Here is a 20,013-nt window from a genome sequence, read left to right on the forward strand (position 1 = left end):
CAGAGTCAAGCGTTTATTTTCGCTTTTCATCTGGCTGACGGGCCGGTTTGTAAGCCGTTGTGCCGTGTCAGTGGAGGCGCAGTATAGGGATTTTCAGGAAGCTGACAACCCCTAATTTCATTTTTTATTTCAACCGTCGTTTTTTTATTCAAAATTGCTGCGAACTGCCAGTTTTTCAAGCCTTGGGAAGCCATAACGCTGTAAAACGGGTGCTAATTGAGCAATCTCTGGCGTGAGTCCCATACAGAACGCAATATTCTCATCCGCAGATAATGCATTCGGAGATTCATGTTCTAAAAGCCATACCGTACGACGAGCAATCGCAGCGCCTGAATCTATCAACCGAGTTCCTTCCGGCAGGACTTCCAGCAACTCTTCTTCTAATAGAGGGAAATGGGTGCAACCCAATACTACGGTATCTGGCGGCTCTTTCATTCTCAGCCACGGACGCAGGATTTTACGCAGTTCCTCAAGATCAACTGGCTGGCCATGCAGCTTGGCCTCAGCTAACTCCACCAGTTCCGCCGAACCGAGCATTTCGATTTTGCATTCTGACGCAAAGCGCGCGACCAGTTCGTGAGTATAAGGACGGCGAACTGTACCGCGAGTCGCCAGCAATCCGACAACACCATTAGTCGTCAAGCGCGCAGCTGGCTTGATAGCTGGTACAACGCCGACAACAGGGAATGCGAACTTTTCGCGAAGCGCAGGAAGTGAAACGGTGCTCGCCGTATTACAGGCAATGATGGCGAGTGCGAGCGGGTAGCGTTCCTGAACCGCAGTCACAATTTCTACCACGCGTTCAACAATGAACTCTTCGCTTTTCTCGCCGTAGGGAAATGCTACGTTATCGAAAGCATATATATAGTGCAGGTCAGGCAAAAGCTGCCGGACTTCGTCATACACAGAGAGCCCACCGACACCGGAATCAAAAACCAGTACGGTGGGACGTGTATTAGAAGGTATAGCTGCCAGTGAGGTAGTATTCCCGTCCTGGGGTTTGATAGCCATAAACCGTCTCGTAATCTTTATCGAACAGGTTGGCAATTCTACCACGAACGGTTAGCTGTGAGGTGACCGGATATGATGCGGAAACATCAACAGTGCTATAACTCGGCAAAACCTGCTGAGTCGGGCTATACGAAGAAGTGTTGTTGTCGTAGCGTTTGCCGTAATACTGCCACGCAACATCCATATCAACATTAAACATACTCCAGTCGAGCTGATACTTAGCCTGACGCTTGGCACGACGAGCCAGCACCTCATCCGTCTGGTCATCACGTGGGTCCATATACTGAAGCGTCACTTTATGGGTAAAGATGCCAGTATCAACACTCCCCGTCCATTCCAGCCCTTTGATGGTCGCGGACTTGATGTTGTCGTAATTCCCTTCGAAAGATCCCGGAGCAGAATAGTAAGTAATGAGGTTTTCTATCTGGTAATGATAAGCCGACAAGCGCCAATCTACTGGCCCTGTTAATCCTTCAAGTCCGGCTTCCCATTGTTTAGACTCTTCTGGCTTCAGGTTTGGATTTGAGTCGATACCAAAGCGTGTCGAACCAAATTGCTGCCCAAGCGAGGGAGCAAGGAACCCGGTGCCGTAAGAAACCGTGGCACGATACCCTTCAACAAACTCCCAACCAGCGGCCGTCTGCCATGTGCCATGCCAGCCAAATTGTTCGTCATTGTCTTCACGACCAGAGGCTTCCAGCGTCACATCGCCAAACTGCTGCTGACCACTGAGGTAAACACCCGTGTTATCGCGCTTATAGGTATCAGACATTGCCGTATCTGAAGACGTTAAGCGCTGCTGCTGCCAATCAACGCCTGCACTGACTGAGCCATTTCCTACAACAAAGTTATTACCCCATTGAATGTTACGCTGGGTCATATTGTCGAGAGTAGTACCGTCGTTATAGCGGCCATTCACGCTGCTATAGTTGTAGTCTTTTACTTTTTGATAGCTAGCCAACAATTGAGAAGAGTAAAGGCCAGAGTGGAAACGCATGCCTGCATCGAATGTCTGGTTGTAAAGTTGCTCTTCATCGCCGCCACCGGCATACCCATACGAGCCCTGGTCGTAATCGGTATTGTTGGTATAGCCGTAACCCCGGAAGAAACCATCAAACTCGTCACTGAACTTATGCTCCAGCCCGCCCCAGAAAGATTTGCTGCGATAGCCATCGCGGTCACTATCGCCGCTATAAGGTGAATCCGGCAGGACGTTAAAGCCTTTGGTCATTTCATACGAACCCGCGACCGTCGCCACGGTGTCACCAAAACGATGACGCAAAGTCCCGTCGTATTGCTGATAGCCGTTCGAGCCGACACCCGCATTGATTTGCGATTTCTCTTCATCGGTCTGCGTGATGATATTCACCACACCGCCAATTGCACCCGATCCATAAACCGCTGAACGAGGGCCGCGAATATATTCCACGCGTTGCACTAATGAGAGGGGGATTTGATTAATATCAGCAGTATTAGAGATTCCTGGGCGAGCGATAGGAATACCGTCTACCAGCACTAACACATGGCTTGCATTGGTCCCGCGAATAAACATAGAAGAACCTTGCCCAATGCCGCCGTACTGCGCGATATCCACGCCTGGCAAACGACGCATCACATCGTTAAGCGATTTTGCCTGCCACTGGTCGATATCTTCCCGGGTTACAACATCGGTTGGAGCCAGAACAGTATTTACCGGTTGCTGAAAACGGTTAGCCGTTACTACCAGGCTATTATCAGAATTGCTGTCTTGCGCCCAGCCTGAAAAAGCCGTTACGGACAACGCCGTAAACAGCGAAAGTTTTTTTAACTTCATTTATATAAGCATCCGCTTTCCAAAAAGGATGCCGCAGACATAACCGATAGCACGCGATAGTTATGACAAATTGCGACGTATACCGGCAGGTCTTCGGGCTTGGAGGCGTTTGTTAATGGATGATGACTTCCCACTTATATAAGCAGTGTCTGCACATGGCACTCATCCCGCTCTTCCTTACCGCTGCGCGTCAGCCCCAGAATTGCACTGGGTTCCCTTTTAACTTATAAAAAGGCCGGAAACGCTATGCTACGATTTTGTTAATAAGTTTGTCTATAAACATCAAAGTGCAACAGCACTGGACATCAGGAACCTATTCCCTACAATTCGCCGCGTAGTTTGACTCTATTAACAGGTATCAGCTCATGACCCCCGAACATCTCCCGATTGAACAGTACGACGCGCAACTGGCCGAAAAAGTCGCCCGCTTGCAAAGCATGATGGCCCCTTTTGCAGCGCCTGCGCCGGAGGTGTTCCGTTCGCCTGTCAGCCATTACCGGATGCGTGCTGAATTCCGCATCTGGCATGATGAAGATGATCTGTACCACATCATGTTTGACCAGGAAACGAAGCAGCGTATTAGGGTTAACACCTTCCCCGCAGCCAGCTCGCTTATCAACGCGTTGATGCCTGCAATGCTCGACGGCGTGCGTGATATTCCCGCCCTGCGCCATAAGCTTTTCCAGATTGATTATCTGACGACAATGAGCAACCAGGCGGTTGTTTCACTGCTATATCACCGCAAACTGGGTGAAGAATGGCAAGAACACGCCCAGGCGTTGCGCGATAAATTACGTGCTCAGGGTTTCAACGTTCACTTAATTGGCCGCGCCACCAAAACCAAAATCGAGCTGGATCAGGATTTCATCGACGAGCGTTTGACCGTTGCGGGCAAAGAGATGATTTATCGCCAGGTGGAAAACAGTTTCACGCAACCCAACGCGGCGATGAATGTTCATATGCTGGAATGGGCGCTGGACGCGACTCAAGACTCAACCGGCGACTTGCTGGAACTGTATTGTGGCAACGGTAACTTCTCGCTGGCACTGGCGCGTAACTTTAACCGCGTGCTGGCAACTGAAATCGCCAAACCGTCTGTTGCTGCCGCGCAATACAATATTGAAGCGAATGAAATTGAAAACGTGCAAATCATTCGTATGGCAGCTGAAGATTTTACCCAGGCAATGAATGGCGTGCGTGAGTTTAACCGCCTGAAAGGCATCGACCTGAAAAGCTACCAGTGCGAAACGATTTTTGTCGATCCACCGCGCAGTGGCCTGGATAAAGATACCGTGAAGATGGTGCAGGCGTACCCGCGCATTCTCTACATTTCCTGCAATCCGCAAACCCTGTGCGAGAATCTGGAAACATTGTGCGAAACGCATAACGTGTCGCGCCTGGCGCTATTTGACCAGTTCCCTTACACGCACCATATGGAATGCGGCGTGTGGTTAACACGCAAATAGCAAAACGGACGCTTCGGCGTCCGTTTTTGTTTTTAGCTCAGGATATTATTCAGTGACTTGCGTTTTAAGCGCCCGGACTTTAAAGCCAATCCAGAACAATAATGCGACTGAAAGTACCGCTGGCAGGAAGTTAGAACCCATTGCCGGATATTCAGCCCGCACAACGGCGCTGTACAACAACACTCCCAGCACAAAACAAGCCGCTGCAATACTTGGCAGGCCAACCGGCATCGTGCGGTTTTGGTAGCGATGATGCAAACAGTACACCGTCAGCACCAGCGTAATAATAGGGAAAATGGAAAACGGCACAACCGAGCTAAACAACGCGGCAAACGTTCCGTTAATCGCAAGGCCCGCGATAAACGCTAACCCGAGCGTACCTCTCTCTTGTAACTGTTTCATTGCTCTTCCTTTCAATCACTCTTCGGATATTTGAGCTAATGCCACTTTCTCTTGCTCCCGGCGATACCAGTAATACGCACCTTTTGAAATCATACGTAACTGAAGCACCAGTCGCTCTTCAAGCTGACGACGCTGATCGGCATCAACGTCCAACGCTTCGGCACCAGCACTAAAGACAATCGTCACCATCGCTTCAGCCTGCGCCTCAGTGAAACTGCGTGGCATGCGATTTTCGAGTTCCAGATAGTCCGCAAGTTCCGCAATAAAATGCTGAATTTCACGCGCGACAGCGGCACGGAACGCGGCAGACGTTCCAGACCGTTCACGCAACAGCAAGCGGAATGCGTTGGGATTATTACCGATAAATTCCATAAATGTTGAGACAGAAGTTCGAATTACGCTCCCGCCTTTGGCAATTCGTTGGCGAGCCTGCCGCATTAACTGGCGCAACATTAGACCGCTTTCATCAACCATAGTCAGACCCAGTTCATCAACATCACGGAAATGGCGATAAAACGATGTTGGCGCAATTCCTGCCTCACGGGCGACCTCGCGCAAACTCAGGCTGGCAAAACTCCGTTCAGCACTTAATTGACTAAACGCGGCTTCGACCAGAGAACGCCTGGTTCTTTCTTTTTGTTGCGCTCTTACACCCATCATGTTGCCTGAATCTCTTAAATCGACGTCGCACTATACCAGAGAATAACTTAACTGGTTTTATACAGGTTTGTGAATGATTGTTTACGCGAGCTTGCTCGCGTTACGCAGCAAAAAGCACAACGACAATTGGGTTATCCTGGCGTTAATGTTACCATCGTGTTGCTTTTATGTATAAGAACAGGTAAGCCTTACCATGTCACACACCTACGATTATGACGCAGTAGTAATTGGTTCCGGCCCAGGCGGCGAAGGCGCTGCAATGGGGCTGGTGAAACTTGGAGCAAGGGTAGCTGTTGTTGAGCGCTACCATAACGTGGGTGGCGGCTGTACCCACTGGGGAACCATCCCTTCGAAAGCCCTCCGCCACGCCGTCAGCCGCATTATCGAATTTAATCAAAACCCTTTATACAGCGACCACACCCATCTACTCCGTTCTTCCTTCGCCGACATTCTCAATCATGCCGACAGCGTAATTAACCAACAAACTCGTATGCGCCAGAGCTTCTATGAGCGCAACCGCTGCGAGATGCTGCAAGGCGATGCACGTTTTGTCGATGCGCATACTATTTCGCTGGAATGTCACGATGGTTCGGTGGAGATGATTACCGCCGAGAAGTTCCTGATAGCCTGCGGCTCGCGCCCGTATCGTCCACCGGAAGTCGATTTCTCGCATCCACGCGTGTATGACAGCGATTCCATTCTCAACCTGCACCACGAACCGCGCCACGTCATTATTTATGGCGCAGGGGTGATTGGTTGCGAGTATGCGTCGATTTTCCGGGGCATGAACGTCAAAGTTGATTTGATCAACACCCGCGACCGTCTGCTGGCGTTTCTCGATCAGGAGATGTCTGATTCGCTCTCTTACCACTTCTGGAACAGCGGCGTGGTTATTCGTCACAACGAAGAGTTCGAGAATATTGAAGGCGTGGAAGACGGCGTGATTGTTTCGCTTAAATCCGGCAAAAAAGTGAAAGCGGATTGCCTGCTTTATGCGAACGGGCGCACCGGTAATACCGATTCGCTGTCACTGGAAAACGTGGGGCTGGAAGCCGATGGTCGTGGTCTGTTGAAGGTCAACAGCATGTACCAGACCGCACAGCCGCACATTTATGCCGTTGGCGATGTGATTGGTTATCCAAGCCTGGCATCAGCGGCTTACGATCAGGGCCGAATCGCTGCACAAGCGATGGTCAAAGGCGAAGCGACGGCGCATCTGATTGAAGATATTCCGACCGGTATTTATACCATTCCGGAAATCAGCTCAGTCGGGAAAACCGAACAGCAGTTAACATCGATGAAAGTGCCGTACGAAGTGGGTCGGGCGCAGTTCAAACACCTTGCTCGCGCACAAATCGTCGGTATGAACGTGGGTACACTAAAAATTCTCTTCCATCGTGAGACGAAAGAGATTTTAGGGATTCACTGCTTTGGTGAGCGCGCGGCCGAGATTATTCATATCGGCCAGGCGATTATGGAGCAGAAAGGTGGTGGCAACACCATTGAGTACTTTGTTAACACCACCTTCAACTACCCGACCATGGCGGAAGCCTATCGGGTAGCGGCTTTAAACGGCTTGAACCGCTTGTTTTAACGCTGGCTCAAAATGGCCATCCATATGGGTACGGATGGCCTCTGCGAGTTGCTCATAGCGACCACGCAGCGGAGAACCCGGACGATAAACCAGGCCGATAGTACGACGCGGCTCTGGTTTATAACATGGCAAATAAACCACGCCATCGCGGCAACGCTCGTTCGGCACAGCCAGCGCAGGTAACAATGTTATCCCGCTTCCGGCAGCGACCATGTTGCGCAGCGTTTCAAGGCTGGTTGCACGGAAATGGGTATCTTCTTCAGCACCTGCTTCAAAACAGAAACCCAGCGCCTGATCGCGCAGACAGTGCCCGTCTTCCAGCATCAGCAGCTTTTCACCCGCAAGATCCGACAATGGCACGCGATCGCGGTCCGCCCACGGATGATCCTGGTAAATCGCCAGCATCATCGGCTCATCAAACAGCGGCACTTCAATAAACGCTTCGCTCTCTTTCACCAATGCCAGAATCGCACAATCGAGTTTGCCACTATCAAGCTGCGCTAACAGCTGATGGGTCTGTGCCTCGTGAAGGTACATTTCTAGTTTGGGGAAAGTTTTATGCAACATCGGGATAATCTGCGGTAACAGATAAGGCCCAACGGTTGGGATTAAGCCGATGTGCAGCGGCCCGGACATTGCCTCGCCCTGCTGACTTGCCATCTCTTTGAGCACTTTAACTTCGCGCAGCACCGTACGCGCCTGGTCCACCAGCAGCAAACCCGCCTGAGTGAACAAGACTTTACGGCTGGTACGTTCAAGCAACATCACGCCGAGTTCATCTTCAAGTTTACGAATCTGACCACTAAGCGTTGGCTGACTGACATGGCAGGCATCCGCTGCCCGACGAAAGTGACGATGTTCAGCCAGCGCCACCAGGTATTCTAGATCACGAATATTCATTCTCTATCCTCCGTCGCCATGATAGCCCATGGCGATAGAAATCATAGCAACGAACGATTATCCCTATCAACAGTTGATATTGAATAACGGCCCTCAACCGCACAAACCATCCATCACAAACAAAAAAGCCCGGCTCAAGGCCAGGCTCATTTTGTAGCGCAATAATTTTAAATCAGTCGCTGCTTCGCGTCGCTAATCGCCAGTGCTACCTGCTGAGGAGAAACGCCGCCTTTTGCTGCGCGCTTATCAAGGCAGGATTGCAAAGACAGAATCGGATAAACATCATCACCAATCGTTGCGCTGAATTTCTGCAAATCGGCGAGTGATAATGCTTCCAGCGCTTTGCCCTGGCGAATCGCTTCGACTACCGCTTCACCCACAATATGGTGCGCTTCACGGAACGGCACGCCTTTCGCTACCAGGTAATCAGCCAGTTCAGTTGCGTTGGCATAACCTTGCTCGGCGGCTTCTTTACAACGCGGGCGTTTAACCTGAATACCATCCAGCACCAGCACCGACATATGCAAGCAATCCATCCAGGTATCGAGCGCGTCGAACAGGCCTTCTTTGTCCTCCTGCATATCTTTGTTATACGCCAGCGGCAGCCCTTTCAGGGTCATCATCATGCCTGTCAGCGCGCCCTGCACACGGCCACATTTGCCACGGATAAGCTCCAATGCATCCGGGTTTTTCTTTTGTGGCATGAGGGAAGATCCTGATGTCACGCGGTCAGACAACTCAACAAACCCAGCTTCGCCGGTATTGAAGAAAATCAAATCCTCTGCAAAACGCGACAGGTGAACCATGCCGATGGACGCGTCAGAAAGTAGTTCCAGCACGTGGTCACGATCGGACACGCTATCCAGGCTGTTACGCGTTGCCGACGCAAAACCTAACCAACCCGCCAGTTGTTCACGATCGATTTCATAAGCCGTGCCAGCTAACGCGCCGCTGCCCAGCGGGCTAACGTCGAGACGCTCAAGCGTACTTTGCAAACGGCTTTCATCACGCGCCAGCATTTCAACATAAGCCAGACACCAGTGTGCAAAAGTCACCGGCTGTGCACGTTGCAAGTGGGTATAGCCCGGCATCACAGCGTCTTGATTGTTTTCTGCGGTTTCAACCAGTGCATGCTGCAGTTGGCGAGTGGCCCCCAGCAGTTCACTGATCTGCATTTTGCACCACAGTTTAAGATCGGTGGCGACCTGGTCATTACGGCTACGGCCAGTGTGGAGTTTCTTACCCAGCGCACCGACTTTATCGATGAGCTTGCCTTCCACCCAGCTGTGAATGTCTTCCGCATCGCTCTCAAGAATCGCCTGCGGATTGGCCTGCACTTCTTCCAGCAGGAAATTCAATGCCTGCTCAAGCTCCTGCTGCTCAGCAACAGTCAGAACACCAACGGTAACCAGCGCTTTGGACCAGGCGACAGAACCCACAATATCTTGCTCCGCCAGTCGGTAATCAAAGCGTAATGAGTCATTGAACGATTTGAACCGCTGATCTGCTGCCTGAGTAAAACGTCCACCCCAAAGTGCCATAGTGATGCTCCATAAATTATCGTCTTGTTCCCCCTCACCCCGACCCTCTCCCCTGGGAGAGGGAGAAAAGAAAGTCCCCTCTCCTGGGGGAGAGGGTTAGGGTGAGGGCTATTAATTAAAAAACTACTTCTTCAATTCATTCAGTGCACGAATCCGTGATGACAACGAGAACAGACGGATAAAGCCGCCCGCGTGGCTGTGGTCATACACTTCGTCTTCACCGAACGTTGCGAACTCTTCGCTATACAGGCTGTTCGGAGATTTTTTCTGCTTCGCGGTGACATGGCCTTTATACAGCTCCAGCACCACTTCACCGTTAACTTCTTCCGCCAGTGATTCCGCAGAAGCCTGCAAAGATTTACGCAGCGGAGCGAACCAACGGCCATCGTAAACTACGTAGGACATTTCCAGGCCCAGTTGCTCACGCCATTTGAAGCTATCGCGGTCCAGAACCAGTTGCTCAACGCCACGCAGTGCAGCCATCATGATGGTGCCCCCTGGAGTTTCGTAGCAGCCACGGGATTTAATCCCTACCAGACGGTTTTCTACGATATCAATACGACCGATACCGTGCTTAGAACCCATCTTGTTCAATGTTTCCAGGCACTGGAATGGCGTCATCGCTTCGCCGTTAACGGCAACGACTTTGCCTTTTTTAACCGTAACGGTAACTTCTTCAGCCTGATCTGGCGCTTCTTTAGGATCAACAGTCCAGACCCAGCAATCTTTGTTCGGTGCATTCCACGGGCTTTCCAACACGCCGCCTTCGGTAGAAATGTGCCATGCGTTTTCGTCACGGCTGTAGATTTTCTCAAGAGAAGCGGTCGTCGGGATGTCACGCTCTTTCAGGTAATCCAGCAGCGCTTCACGGGAACGCAGGTTCCACTCACGCCATGGCGCAACCACTTTCAGATGTGGTGCCAGTGCCGCCCATGCGGATTCGAAACGCACCTGGTCGTTACCTTTACCGGTCGCACCGTGGCACAGCGCATCTGCGCCAACTTTATTTGCCACATCAACCAGCGCTTTAGCGATAAGCGGACGCGCCATAGAAGTCCCCAGCAAGTAGGTGCCTTCGTATAGTGCGCCAGTCTGCAATACCGGGTAAACGTAATCGCTGATGAACTCTTCGCGCGCATCAACGACGTAACATTCCGTTGCGCCAGAACGCAGTGCTTTTTGCTCAACGCCTTGCAGGTCTTCGCGATCCTGGCCGATATCCACTACGCACGCGACCACTTCACAGCCGCCGTAGTTTTCTTTCAGCCATGGAATGATGGCAGAAGTATCCAGGCCGCCAGAGTATGCGAGAACGATTTTTTTGATTCCGTGATTTTGCATTGTCTTATCCTTCAAAAACTTAATTTTAAACTAGGCCAGAATACGGGTGCCAATGGCGACGCCGTTAAACAAAGAAGGTAACTGCTCCGCATGACGCCAGGATGCAATATCCACCGGGCGACCCAGCGTGCGTGCTGCATCCAGCGCCGCGTTAACTTTCACTATCATGCCGTCGGTAATAATGCCCTGAGCGATTAACTGCTCCGCTTTCGCCGCCGTCATTTCTGCAATACGTTGCCCTTTGCCATCCAGAATCCCGCTCACATCGGACAGCAGAATCAGGTCAGCGCCAAGCGTTGCCGCCAGCGCCGTAGCCGCCTGGTCAGCATTCACGTTCATCAACTCGCCTTCCGCTGTCACGCCAATAGAGCTGACAATCGGCAGGAAGCCAGAATCTAAAAGCGTGGTAATCAGCTTTGCCGAACCCGGTTTCGCAAGTCCCACATGACCCAACGCTTCATCAAGTTTGGTCACGGTGACGCTGTCGCCATCGCCGAGGCAAAGACCGACACCATTGATGCCATGCTTTTTCGCCCACGCCAACAAGGTTTTGTTCGCCGTACCCGCCAGCGCACCGGTAATAATGTCAATCTGGTCAGCAGGCGTCACACGCAGGCCGTTTTTCTTGGTCACTGGCAGAGAGAGTTTTTTCATTAACTCATCTACCAGACATCCGCCACCGTGCACAATCACCAGCGGGCGTTGATGGGATTCGCGGTAATTGACCAGCGCGGTAAACAGACGCTCCAGCGCTTCTTCGCTATCCAGCAGCACGCCACCTAATTTGATAATTAATGGATTCATCATGTCACCCGGCGTTAATTAAATAAGAGACTGTGTTTCGGCAAAGCCAAAACGAATATTCAGGCACTGCACGGCCTGAGCCGATGCACCTTTAAGCAGATTGTCTTCGGTGGCGACAACAATCACATGCTCGCCCTGCACGGCAAAGCCGATATCGCAAAACGGCAGGCCAACAACATTTTTTAGCGCTGGCACGCCTTTTTCATACAGACGCACCAAAGGCTTATCTTGATAGGCCTGGTTAAAAGCGTCAGCGACTTGCTGCTGCGTCACGCCATCTTTCAGACGACAGGTAATGGTTGCCAGAATCCCACGCGGGAAATTGCCCAGGTGCGGAGTAAAAATGACCGGCGTACCCAAATGCGTGACAATTTCTGGATGATGGCGATGGTTAAAAATGCCATACGGTTGCAGGCTCACTTCGCAGAAACTGTTGGATATCGCTGCTTTACGCCCAGCGCCGCTAACCCCGCTGGTCGCATTGATAACTGGCCACTGGTTCAAATCCAGCAGTCCGCCCTCAATCAGCGGTTTTAACGCCAGTTGCGAAGCCGTTGGGTAACAGCCAGGAACGGAGATCAAACTGGTTTCTTTCAGTTTGTCGCTTTCCCATTCTGCCAGGCCATAAACCGCTTGCTCAAGCAGCTCAGGATGCTGATGCGTAAAGCCATAATAGAGCTGATAGAACCTGGCATCGTTAACGCGGAATGCACCGGAAAGATCGATGACGACACAGCCTTTCGCCAGAAATTGCGGCGCCAGGTCATGGCTCACTTCATGGGCTGTTGCGAGGAACACCACGTCTACGCCGTCAGTAAATTCGCTGATATCTGACATTGGCTGTAACGGCAAGTCGACGATACCTTTTAGTTGCGGATGCAAATCAGATATCAACTTTCCTGCGTCATTACTTTGCGCTGAAACCGTCAATGCGGTTATGTTCATATGAGGATGGCGATTCAAATAGGTCACAAGTTCTGCGCCCGCATAACCGCTGGCACCAACAATCAGCGTATTCAACATCTCGGCTGTACACCTTCTTAGGTTGTGTCTGCTAAAGGTGTCAGCTGGTAAGCCATCACCCAACGTACATTTACGTGGTTAAATCCACCGGAACCTGGGGTTCCCTTACGGCAGCGAGTATTGTATTTTTATTCAATATAACTGCATGATTATGTATACCAACCCGAGCTAAGGCCTGTCAACAGTGAAGATGAAATTACCTCCTTTTATCGAGATTTACCGCGCGTTGATCGCGACTCCTTCTATCAGCGCCACCGACAGCGCGTTGGATCAGAGCAATGAGTCTTTAATCAATTTACTGGCGGGATGGTTCCGCGATCTTGGATTTAATGTCGAAATCCAGGCGGTGCCGGGAACACGCAATAAATTCAATATGCTGGCGAGCACCGGAAGCGGCGCGGGCGGGTTGTTGCTGGCGGGCCATACCGATACCGTGCCGTTTGATGATGGCCGCTGGACACGCGACCCATTCACACTGACCGAGCACGAAAATAAACTCTACGGCCTCGGCACCGCCGATATGAAAGGCTTCTTTGCGTTTATTCTCGATGCGCTGCGCGATGTCGATGTCACGACGCTTAAAAAACCACTTTATGTTCTGGCGACTGCCGATGAAGAAACGACGATGGCAGGTGCGCGTTATTTCTCTGAAACCACCAGCCTGCGCCCGGATTGCGCCATCATCGGCGAACCGACCTCTTTGCAGCCAGTGCGTGCGCATAAGGGCCATATCTCGAATGCGATTCGCATTCTCGGCCAGTCCGGCCACTCCAGCGATCCGGCTCGCGGTGTCAATGCTATCGAGCTGATGCATGACGCTATCGGTCACATTATGTCGCTGAAAAACACGCTGAAAGATCGTTATCACCATGACGCTTTCACCGTGCCGTATCCAACGCTAAATCTTGGCCATATTAGCGGTGGCGATGCGGCCAACCGTATTTGTGCCTGCTGCGAACTGCATATGGATATCCGCCCGCTTCCGGGGCTGACATTAAACGATTTGAACGGTTTGCTTAATGAAGCGCTGGAACCGGTTAGCCAAAAATGGCCTGGCCGCCTGACGATTTCCGAACTGCATCCGCCAATTCCTGGCTATGAATGCGCCAAAGATCACCAGTTAGTGCAAGTGGTTGAGAAATTGCTCGGCGCGCAAACAGAAGTAGTGAACTACTGCACCGAAGCGCCATTTATTCAGACGCTGTGCCCAACTTTGGTACTCGGTCCGGGTTCCATCAACCAGGCGCACCAGCCGGATGAATACATCGAAACACGTTTTATCGAGCCAACTCGCAAACTGATCACGCAGGTAGTGCATCATTTTTGCTGGCATTGAAAAATAGCGTTTATGGGGGTTTTGCCCCCTTTTTGAACGACTTTTTAGCGGATCCTCATAAGAAATGCTTATCCACGAAGTTAGTAATTAAATTTCATGAATTAGCGCAATTTATTCGTTTGCTGAAACGATTTCGTAGCAATTGACGAAAGTAGACTTACGTGGCTTTATAAAGACGGTGTTGAACCTTCACGGGTGAAATTAAATTACATATTAGATTGGATAGGGTGTCTGGGGTCATATGAACGAACAGTATTCCGCTTTGCGAAGTAATGTCAGTATGCTCGGCAAGTTGCTCGGGGATACCATCAAGGATGCGTTAGGTGAAAACATTCTTGACCGCGTAGAAACAATCCGCAAATTGTCTAAGTCCTCACGGGCTGGCAATGAAGCCAACCGCCAGGAGCTGCTAACCACGTTACAGAACCTGTCTAACGACGAACTACTTCCCGTAGCCCGTGCATTCAGCCAATTCCTGAACCTGGCCAACACCGCCGAGCAATATCACAGCATTTCCGCCAATGGCGAAGCCGCCAGCAATCCTGAAGTTATTGCTAAGACACTCCAAAAATTAAAAAATCAGCCCGATCTTAGCGAAGACGCCATTCGTAATGCTGTTGAGTCATTGTCACTGGAATTAGTGCTGACCGCGCACCCAACCGAAATCACCCGTCGCACCCTGATTCACAAACTGGTTGAAGTAAATAGTTGCCTGAAGCAACTCGACCACAGCGACATCGCCGATTACGAACGCAACCAAATTATGCGCCGCCTGCGCCAACTCGTCGCTCAGGCCTGGCACACCGATGAAATTCGTAAGCACCGCCCTTCCCCAGTAGATGAAGCAAAATGGGGCTTTGCGGTAGTAGAAAACAGCCTGTGGGAAGGGGTTCCAAACTACCTGCGTGAGCTGAACGAACAGCTTGAAGACAACCTGAATTACAAACTGCCGGTCGATTTTGTCCCGGTACGTTTCACCTCATGGATGGGCGGCGACCGTGACGGCAACCCGAACGTGACCGCTGATATTACCCGCCACGTCTTGCTGTTAAGCCGCTGGAAAGCCACCGATCTATTCCTGCGCGATATTCAGGTGCTGATTTCTGAGCTTTCAATGGTGGAATGCACACCTGAGCTGAGCGAACTGGCTGGCCCTGACGCTGCGCAAGAACCGTATCGCTGCATCATGAAAGGCATTCGTCAGCAGTTGCTGTCGACTCAAGCCTGGCTGGAAGCTCGCCTGAAAGGCCAGCGCCTGCCAAAACCAGAAGGTTTACTGACTCAAAACGAACAGCTTTGGGATCCGCTTTATGCATGTTACCAGTCGCTGCAAGCGTGTGGCATGGGCATCATCGCTAACGGCCAACTGCTTGATACCCTGCGCCGCGTGAAGAGTTTTGGCGTTCCGCTAGTGCGTATTGATGTCCGCCAGGAAAGCACTCGTCACACCGAAGCTCTGGGCGAGATGACGCGCTACCTGGGCATTGGTGATTACGAAAGCTGGTCTGAAGCAGACAAACAAGCCTTCCTGATCCGTGAACTGAATTCTAAGCGCCCGCTTCTGCCACGCCAGTGGGAGCCAAGCGACGATACCCGCGAAGTGCTGGAAACCTGCAAAGTGGTTGCCGAAGCCCCGCGTGGTTCTATTGCCGCTTATGTTATTTCCATGGCGAAAACGCCATCTGACGTGCTGGCAGTACACTTGCTGCTGAAAGAAGCCGGTTGCACCTTCGCACTGCCTGTTGCGCCACTGTTTGAAACACTCGACGACTTGAACAACGCCGACGACGTGATGACTCAGTTGTTGAATATCGACTGGTATCGCGGCTTTATTCAGGGCAAACAGATGGTCATGATTGGCTATTCTGACTCGGCAAAAGATGCAGGTGTCATGGCTGCATCCTGGGCACAGTACCAGGCTCAGGACGCGCTGATCAAAACCTGCGAGAAAGCCGGAATTACACTGACGCTCTTCCACGGACGCGGCGGTTCAATTGGCCGTGGCGGCGCACCAGCTCACGCCGCCCTGCTTTCTCAACCACCGGGCAGCCTGAAAGGCGGCCTGCGCGTGACTGAGCAAGGCGAGATGATTCGCTTTAAATACGGTCTGCCAGAAATCACCATCAGCAGCCTGTCGCTCTACACCAGCGCGATTCTCGAAGCCAACCTTCTTCCGCCGCCAGAACCGAAGAAAGAGTGGAAACATATCATGGAGGATCTGTCTGTAACCTCATGTGATATGTATCGTGGGTACATCCGCGAAAACGAAGACTTCGTGCCGTACTTCCGTTCGGCAACACCAGAGCTGGAGCTGGGTAAACTGCCGCTGGGTTCACGTCCTGCGAAGCGTAAACCTAACGGTGGCGTTGAGTCCCTGCGTGCCATTCCGTGGATCTTCGCCTGGACGCAGAACCGCCTGATGTTGCCAGCCTGGCTGGGTGCCGGTGCTGCACTACAAAAAGTGGTGGAAGACGGCAAACAGGACGTGCTGGAAACCATGTGTCGCGACTGGCCATTCTTCTCAACGCGCCTCGGCATGCTGGAAATGGTCTTTGCGAAAGCCGACCTGTGGCTTGCGGAATATTACGATCAGCGTCTGGTGAAACCAGAGCTGTGGGCGCTTGGCAAACAACTGCGTGACCAACTGGAAGCTGACATCAAAGTGGTGCTGGATATCGCCAACGATTCACATCTGATGGCAGACCTGCCATGGATCGCCGAATCTATTCAGCTGCGTAATATCTACACCGACCCGCTGAACGTATTACAGGCTGAATTGCTGCATCGTTCGCGTCAGTCTGAAGAAAAAGGCGAAGAACCAGATGCGCAAGTTGAACAAGCGCTAATGGTGACAATCGCTGGTGTTGCGGCAGGTATGCGTAACACAGGCTAAGTTAAACCCTTTAACAATCCCCCGTGAAAAAAACGGGGGATTGTTAAATTCAACTGTCTTAATTCATTCACATTCCATATATTTCCGCCTGCAAATTTTTCGTTCAAAACTCATACCACGAACGAGCATATGGCCTTTTTCACCTTGATTAAGGTTTGATTAAGATTTAATCGCCAAACTAGGCGATACTTTTTGTCGACAGGCACAGTTTATGTTTTCTATAAAAAACCAAGCTAAACAAAAGTTTAGCTGGATAGCTCTGGGATGGGCATTACTCTTTTTTTGGTTTTTCTCCACGGCATTACAAGCCAAAATATTCATCAGCGGATACAGCGGCACTAACGGCTTACGTGACTCCCTGTTATACAGCTCCCTTTGGCTTATCCCTGTATTCTTGTTCCCTGCACGGACGCGGATCATCGCCGCAGTCATTGGCGTAGTGCTTTGGGCAACATCATTAGCGGCAATCTGTTATTTCGTTATTTACGGGCAGGAGTTTTCACAAAGCGTCCTGTTTGTGATGTTCGAATCAAATGCAGGCGAAGCCGGTGAATATTTAAGCCAGTACTTTAGCCTGAAGATTGTCCTGACAGCGCTTATCTACACTGCGATATGCCTATTCCTGTGGTCCCGTCTACGCCCTGTGTATATCCCTAAACCATGGCGCTGGTTGGTATCGCTGATTATCCTTTATGCATTAATTCTGCATCCACTGGTCCGCAATGCGATAAACCATCAACCGTTGAGCAAAACCGTTTCCGGTCTTTCTTCACGCATGGAACCCGCGGCACCGTGGCAGTTTATTTCTGGCTACTATCAATACCGCCAACAACTGGACAGCCTGAATAGCCTACTTAACGAAAACAATGCTCTGCCTCCGCTGGCAAATCTTAAAGATGAAAACGCCAATACACCGCGCACTTTAGTGTTGGTTATTGGGGAGTCTACCCAACGCGGTCGCATGAGCCTGTATGGCTACTCAAGAGAGACAACGCCGGAACTGGATACGTTGTCTAAATCAGATAAAGGGATGACGGTATTTAACGACGTAGTGACTTCACGTCCTTACACCATCGAAATTCTCCAGCAAGCTCTAACATTCGCCAACGAGAAGAACCCGGATCTTTATCTGAGCAAGCCGACGCTGATGAATATGATGAAACAGGCGGGATATAAAACCTTCTGGATTACCAATCAGCAGACGATGACCGAACGTAACACCATGCTGACGGTATTCTCGCGCCAGACTGATAAACAGTTCTATATGAATCAGCAGCGTACGCAAAGTGCACGTGAGTACGACAGTAATGTACTGGCACCGTTTAAAGACGTTCTGGCCGACCCTGCACCGAAGAAATTCATCATTGTGCATCTGCTCGGAACACACATTAAATACAAGTACCGTTATCCAGAAAACTGGGGCAAATTTGATAATCAAACGACCGGAATCCCTGCCGGCTTAAGCGATGATCAAAAGGAAGCCTGGAACGATTATGACAACGCTAACCTGTATAACGATCACGTTGTCTCAAGCCTGATTAAGGATTACAAGGCCACCGATCCGAATGGTTTCCTGCTCTATTTCTCAGACCATGGTGAAGAAGTTTACGATACGCCACCGCATCAAATGCAGGGCCGTAACGAGGAAAACCCAACCCGTCACATGTATACGGTGCCATTTATTCTTTGGACTTCCGAAAAATGGCAGGCGGAACATCCGCGTGATTTCTCAGCGGACGTTAATCGCAAATACAGCAGTTCAGAGCTGATACATACCTGGTCTGATTTGGCAGGACTGAGTTATGACGGATTCGATCCGACCCGCTCAATAACCAGCCCGGAGTTTAAGGAAACAACTCGCTGGATTGGCAATCCGTATAAGAAAAATGCACTGATCGACTATGACACCTTGCCTTTCGGCGATCAGAAGGGTAATCAGTAAGTTGCTGACCAGGCCATCTCAAAAATGAGGTGGCCTGGTGATTACTCTCTCATCCTTCTGACCCACTGCGGGGCGTTATGAACTACGACGTGAGCCAAATTATTTCTCATCTGCTCAATAGTCCGTCAGGCATTCAGCGTATCTGGCTAGCAGACAACCAAACCGCCCCATCCGAACTTGCTTATCAGGTTGATTTTCCGCGAATCGAAGTCGTATTAGATGGCGTTTTAATGGATGCCTGCGATGCGGGAATGCCTGCCAGACTTGAGCAGCATGACGTGCTCTACGTTCCAGCAAAATGCTGGAACAACCCGCAATGGAATTCCCCCGTAACGACGCTAAGTATTTTATTTGGCAAACAGCAACTTGGATTCAGTATTCTGCAATGGGATGGAACGACGTTTAAAACATTGGGTAAACAGAATGTTGCTCGCCGTGGGCCACGAATCGGCTCGTTTCTGCTTCAGGCTCTCAATGAACTGGTCATGCAACCACACGATCAGCAAACAGCGCGGTTTATTGTCAGCAGTATTCTGAGTCATTGTACTGATTTGCTTGATAGCCAAATCCAGACGGCTTCACGTAGTCAGGCACTTTTCGAAGCCGTGCGGGAATACATTGATGAAAATTATGCTGACCCTTTAACCCGAGAATCTGTTGCTCAGGTATTTCATATCTCACCGAACTACCTTTCACATCTATTTCAAAAAACCGGTACGGTGGGCTTTAACGAATATCTTAACCACACCCGCCTGGAGCATGCCAAAACATTACTGAAACGCTACGAATTGAAGGTCAAAGAGGTGGCTCATGCCTGCGGTTTTGTCGACAGTAACTATTTTTGCCGTTTATTCAGGAAGAATACCGAGCGATCGCCATCGGAATATCGGCGCCAGTACCATAGTCAGTTGACGGAAAGAACAATTAATCGAGAATGATGCGAGTGTCTTGCGGAGTGCCAAAAATTCGTCGCACCGCCGACATCGCCTTTTGCGGCTCGCGCAGGAATGCATTAATGCCGGATTGCACACAGCGGCAATGTACGAAACGCGCCGCCCCCACCAGCTCAATATCGGTAATCAGCAATACCACATCGGCTTGTTCGATATCCGTTTGCGACAACTCATTTTCAATTCCTAGTGCACCTTGAGTTTCTATTTTTACGGTCCACTTTTCTTGCTGGCAGAGCTTTTCGAGCCGTTCCGCCGCCATATAGGTATGAGCGACACCACTAACACATGCAGTTACTGCGACTAAATGTCGAGTCATCTCCGCTCCCCTCTATGA

Annotated in this window: 16 protein-coding genes and 1 riboswitch; of the genes, 6 read left to right on the top strand and 10 right to left on the bottom strand. The window is 50.8% G+C overall.

Translation table 11 applies throughout. The annotated features are described in order from the left end of the window. Positions 1-144: 144 nt before the first annotated feature. Entirely contained in the window at positions 145-1,011 is an 867-nt protein-coding gene (gene murI, locus M2371_RS19755) for a glutamate racemase (RefSeq protein ID WP_172895950.1), read from the bottom strand. Next, entirely contained in the window at positions 956-2,824 is a 1,869-nt protein-coding gene (gene btuB / locus M2371_RS19760) for a TonB-dependent vitamin B12 receptor BtuB (RefSeq protein WP_172895951.1), read from the bottom strand. Before btuB ends, murI begins: the two co-directional genes overlap by 56 nt. Positions 2,825-2,890: 66 nt before the next feature. Continuing rightward, positions 2,891-3,079: riboswitch (cobalamin riboswitch) on the bottom strand. A 110-nt stretch (positions 3,080-3,189) separates the two neighbouring features. Between btuB and trmA the strand changes: the two genes are divergently transcribed. Further along, a complete protein-coding gene (trmA, locus tag M2371_RS19765) occupies positions 3,190-4,290 on the top strand; it encodes a tRNA (uridine(54)-C5)-methyltransferase TrmA (protein ID WP_259268519.1) in 1,101 nt (366 codons plus the stop codon). A gap of 45 nt (positions 4,291-4,335) precedes the next feature. Here trmA and M2371_RS19770 read toward each other — a convergent pair whose 3' ends face one another. Next, on the bottom strand, positions 4,336-4,692 hold the full coding sequence (locus M2371_RS19770) for a YijD family membrane protein (protein ID WP_259268520.1): 357 nt from the start codon (positions 4,690-4,692) through the stop codon (positions 4,336-4,338). A 15-nt stretch (positions 4,693-4,707) separates the two neighbouring features. Further along, positions 4,708-5,352, bottom strand: a complete 645-nt coding sequence (gene fabR, locus M2371_RS19775; RefSeq protein ID WP_115631628.1) for an HTH-type transcriptional repressor FabR — start codon at positions 5,350-5,352, stop codon at positions 4,708-4,710. Positions 5,353-5,545: 193 nt separating this feature from the next. On the opposite strand from fabR, the gene sthA reads away from it, so the two are divergent. Further along, on the top strand, positions 5,546-6,946 hold the full coding sequence (gene sthA / locus M2371_RS19780; RefSeq protein ID WP_034500091.1) for a Si-specific NAD(P)(+) transhydrogenase: 1,401 nt from the start codon (positions 5,546-5,548) through the stop codon (positions 6,944-6,946). Here the strand turns inward: sthA and oxyR are convergent. The 5 genes from oxyR to argC form a co-directional block, all read right to left on the bottom strand. Continuing rightward, on the bottom strand, positions 6,920-7,846 hold the full coding sequence (gene oxyR / locus M2371_RS19785; RefSeq protein WP_034500089.1) for a DNA-binding transcriptional regulator OxyR: 927 nt from the start codon (positions 7,844-7,846) through the stop codon (positions 6,920-6,922). The two genes, sthA and oxyR, sit on opposite strands and share 27 nt — an antisense overlap. Before the next feature lie 167 nt (positions 7,847-8,013). Continuing rightward, positions 8,014-9,387: an argininosuccinate lyase gene (gene argH / locus M2371_RS19790; RefSeq protein WP_172895955.1), complete on the bottom strand. Its 1,374-nt coding sequence runs from the start codon at positions 9,385-9,387 to the stop codon at positions 8,014-8,016. 123 nt (positions 9,388-9,510) lie between these two features. Next, complete coding sequence (locus M2371_RS19795) at positions 9,511-10,728, bottom strand: argininosuccinate synthase (RefSeq protein WP_034500087.1); 1,218 nt, start codon at positions 10,726-10,728, stop codon at positions 9,511-9,513. Between the two features lie 30 nt (positions 10,729-10,758). Continuing rightward, the gene (gene argB / locus M2371_RS19800; protein ID WP_115631631.1) at positions 10,759-11,535 is read right to left on the bottom strand and encodes an acetylglutamate kinase; all 777 of its coding nucleotides are present in this window, start codon (positions 11,533-11,535) and stop codon (positions 10,759-10,761) included. Between the two features lie 15 nt (positions 11,536-11,550). Next, positions 11,551-12,555: an N-acetyl-gamma-glutamyl-phosphate reductase gene (gene argC, locus M2371_RS19805; protein ID WP_172895958.1), complete on the bottom strand. Its 1,005-nt coding sequence runs from the start codon at positions 12,553-12,555 to the stop codon at positions 11,551-11,553. 184 nt (positions 12,556-12,739) lie between these two features. Here argC and argE point away from each other — a divergent pair, with 184 nt between their 5' ends. The 4 genes from argE (at position 12,740) to M2371_RS19825 (ending at position 19,664) form a co-directional block, all read left to right on the top strand. After that, on the top strand, positions 12,740-13,891 hold the full coding sequence (gene argE / locus M2371_RS19810; protein ID WP_034500081.1) for an acetylornithine deacetylase: 1,152 nt from the start codon (positions 12,740-12,742) through the stop codon (positions 13,889-13,891). A 241-nt stretch (positions 13,892-14,132) separates the two neighbouring features. Further along, positions 14,133-16,784, top strand: a complete 2,652-nt coding sequence (ppc, locus tag M2371_RS19815; protein ID WP_034500080.1) for a phosphoenolpyruvate carboxylase — start codon at positions 14,133-14,135, stop codon at positions 16,782-16,784. Positions 16,785-16,995: 211 nt separating this feature from the next. Next, the gene (locus M2371_RS19820; RefSeq protein WP_259268521.1) at positions 16,996-18,726 is read left to right on the top strand and encodes a phosphoethanolamine transferase CptA; all 1,731 of its coding nucleotides are present in this window, start codon (positions 16,996-16,998) and stop codon (positions 18,724-18,726) included. 77 nt (positions 18,727-18,803) lie between these two features. Continuing rightward, a complete protein-coding gene (locus tag M2371_RS19825; RefSeq protein WP_172895960.1) occupies positions 18,804-19,664 on the top strand; it encodes a helix-turn-helix transcriptional regulator in 861 nt (286 codons plus the stop codon). On the opposite strand, the gene M2371_RS19830 is transcribed toward M2371_RS19825, so the two are convergent. Further along, positions 19,651-19,995, bottom strand: coding sequence for a PTS fructose-like transporter subunit IIB (locus M2371_RS19830; protein WP_034500077.1), 345 nt, complete (start codon positions 19,993-19,995; stop codon positions 19,651-19,653). The two genes, M2371_RS19825 and M2371_RS19830, sit on opposite strands and share 14 nt — an antisense overlap. Between the last annotated feature and the right edge of the window lie 18 nt (positions 19,996-20,013).

This window comes from Buttiauxella sp. BIGb0471 (genome assembly GCF_024807715.1).
Lineage (GTDB): Bacteria > Pseudomonadota > Gammaproteobacteria > Enterobacterales > Enterobacteriaceae > Buttiauxella > Buttiauxella agrestis.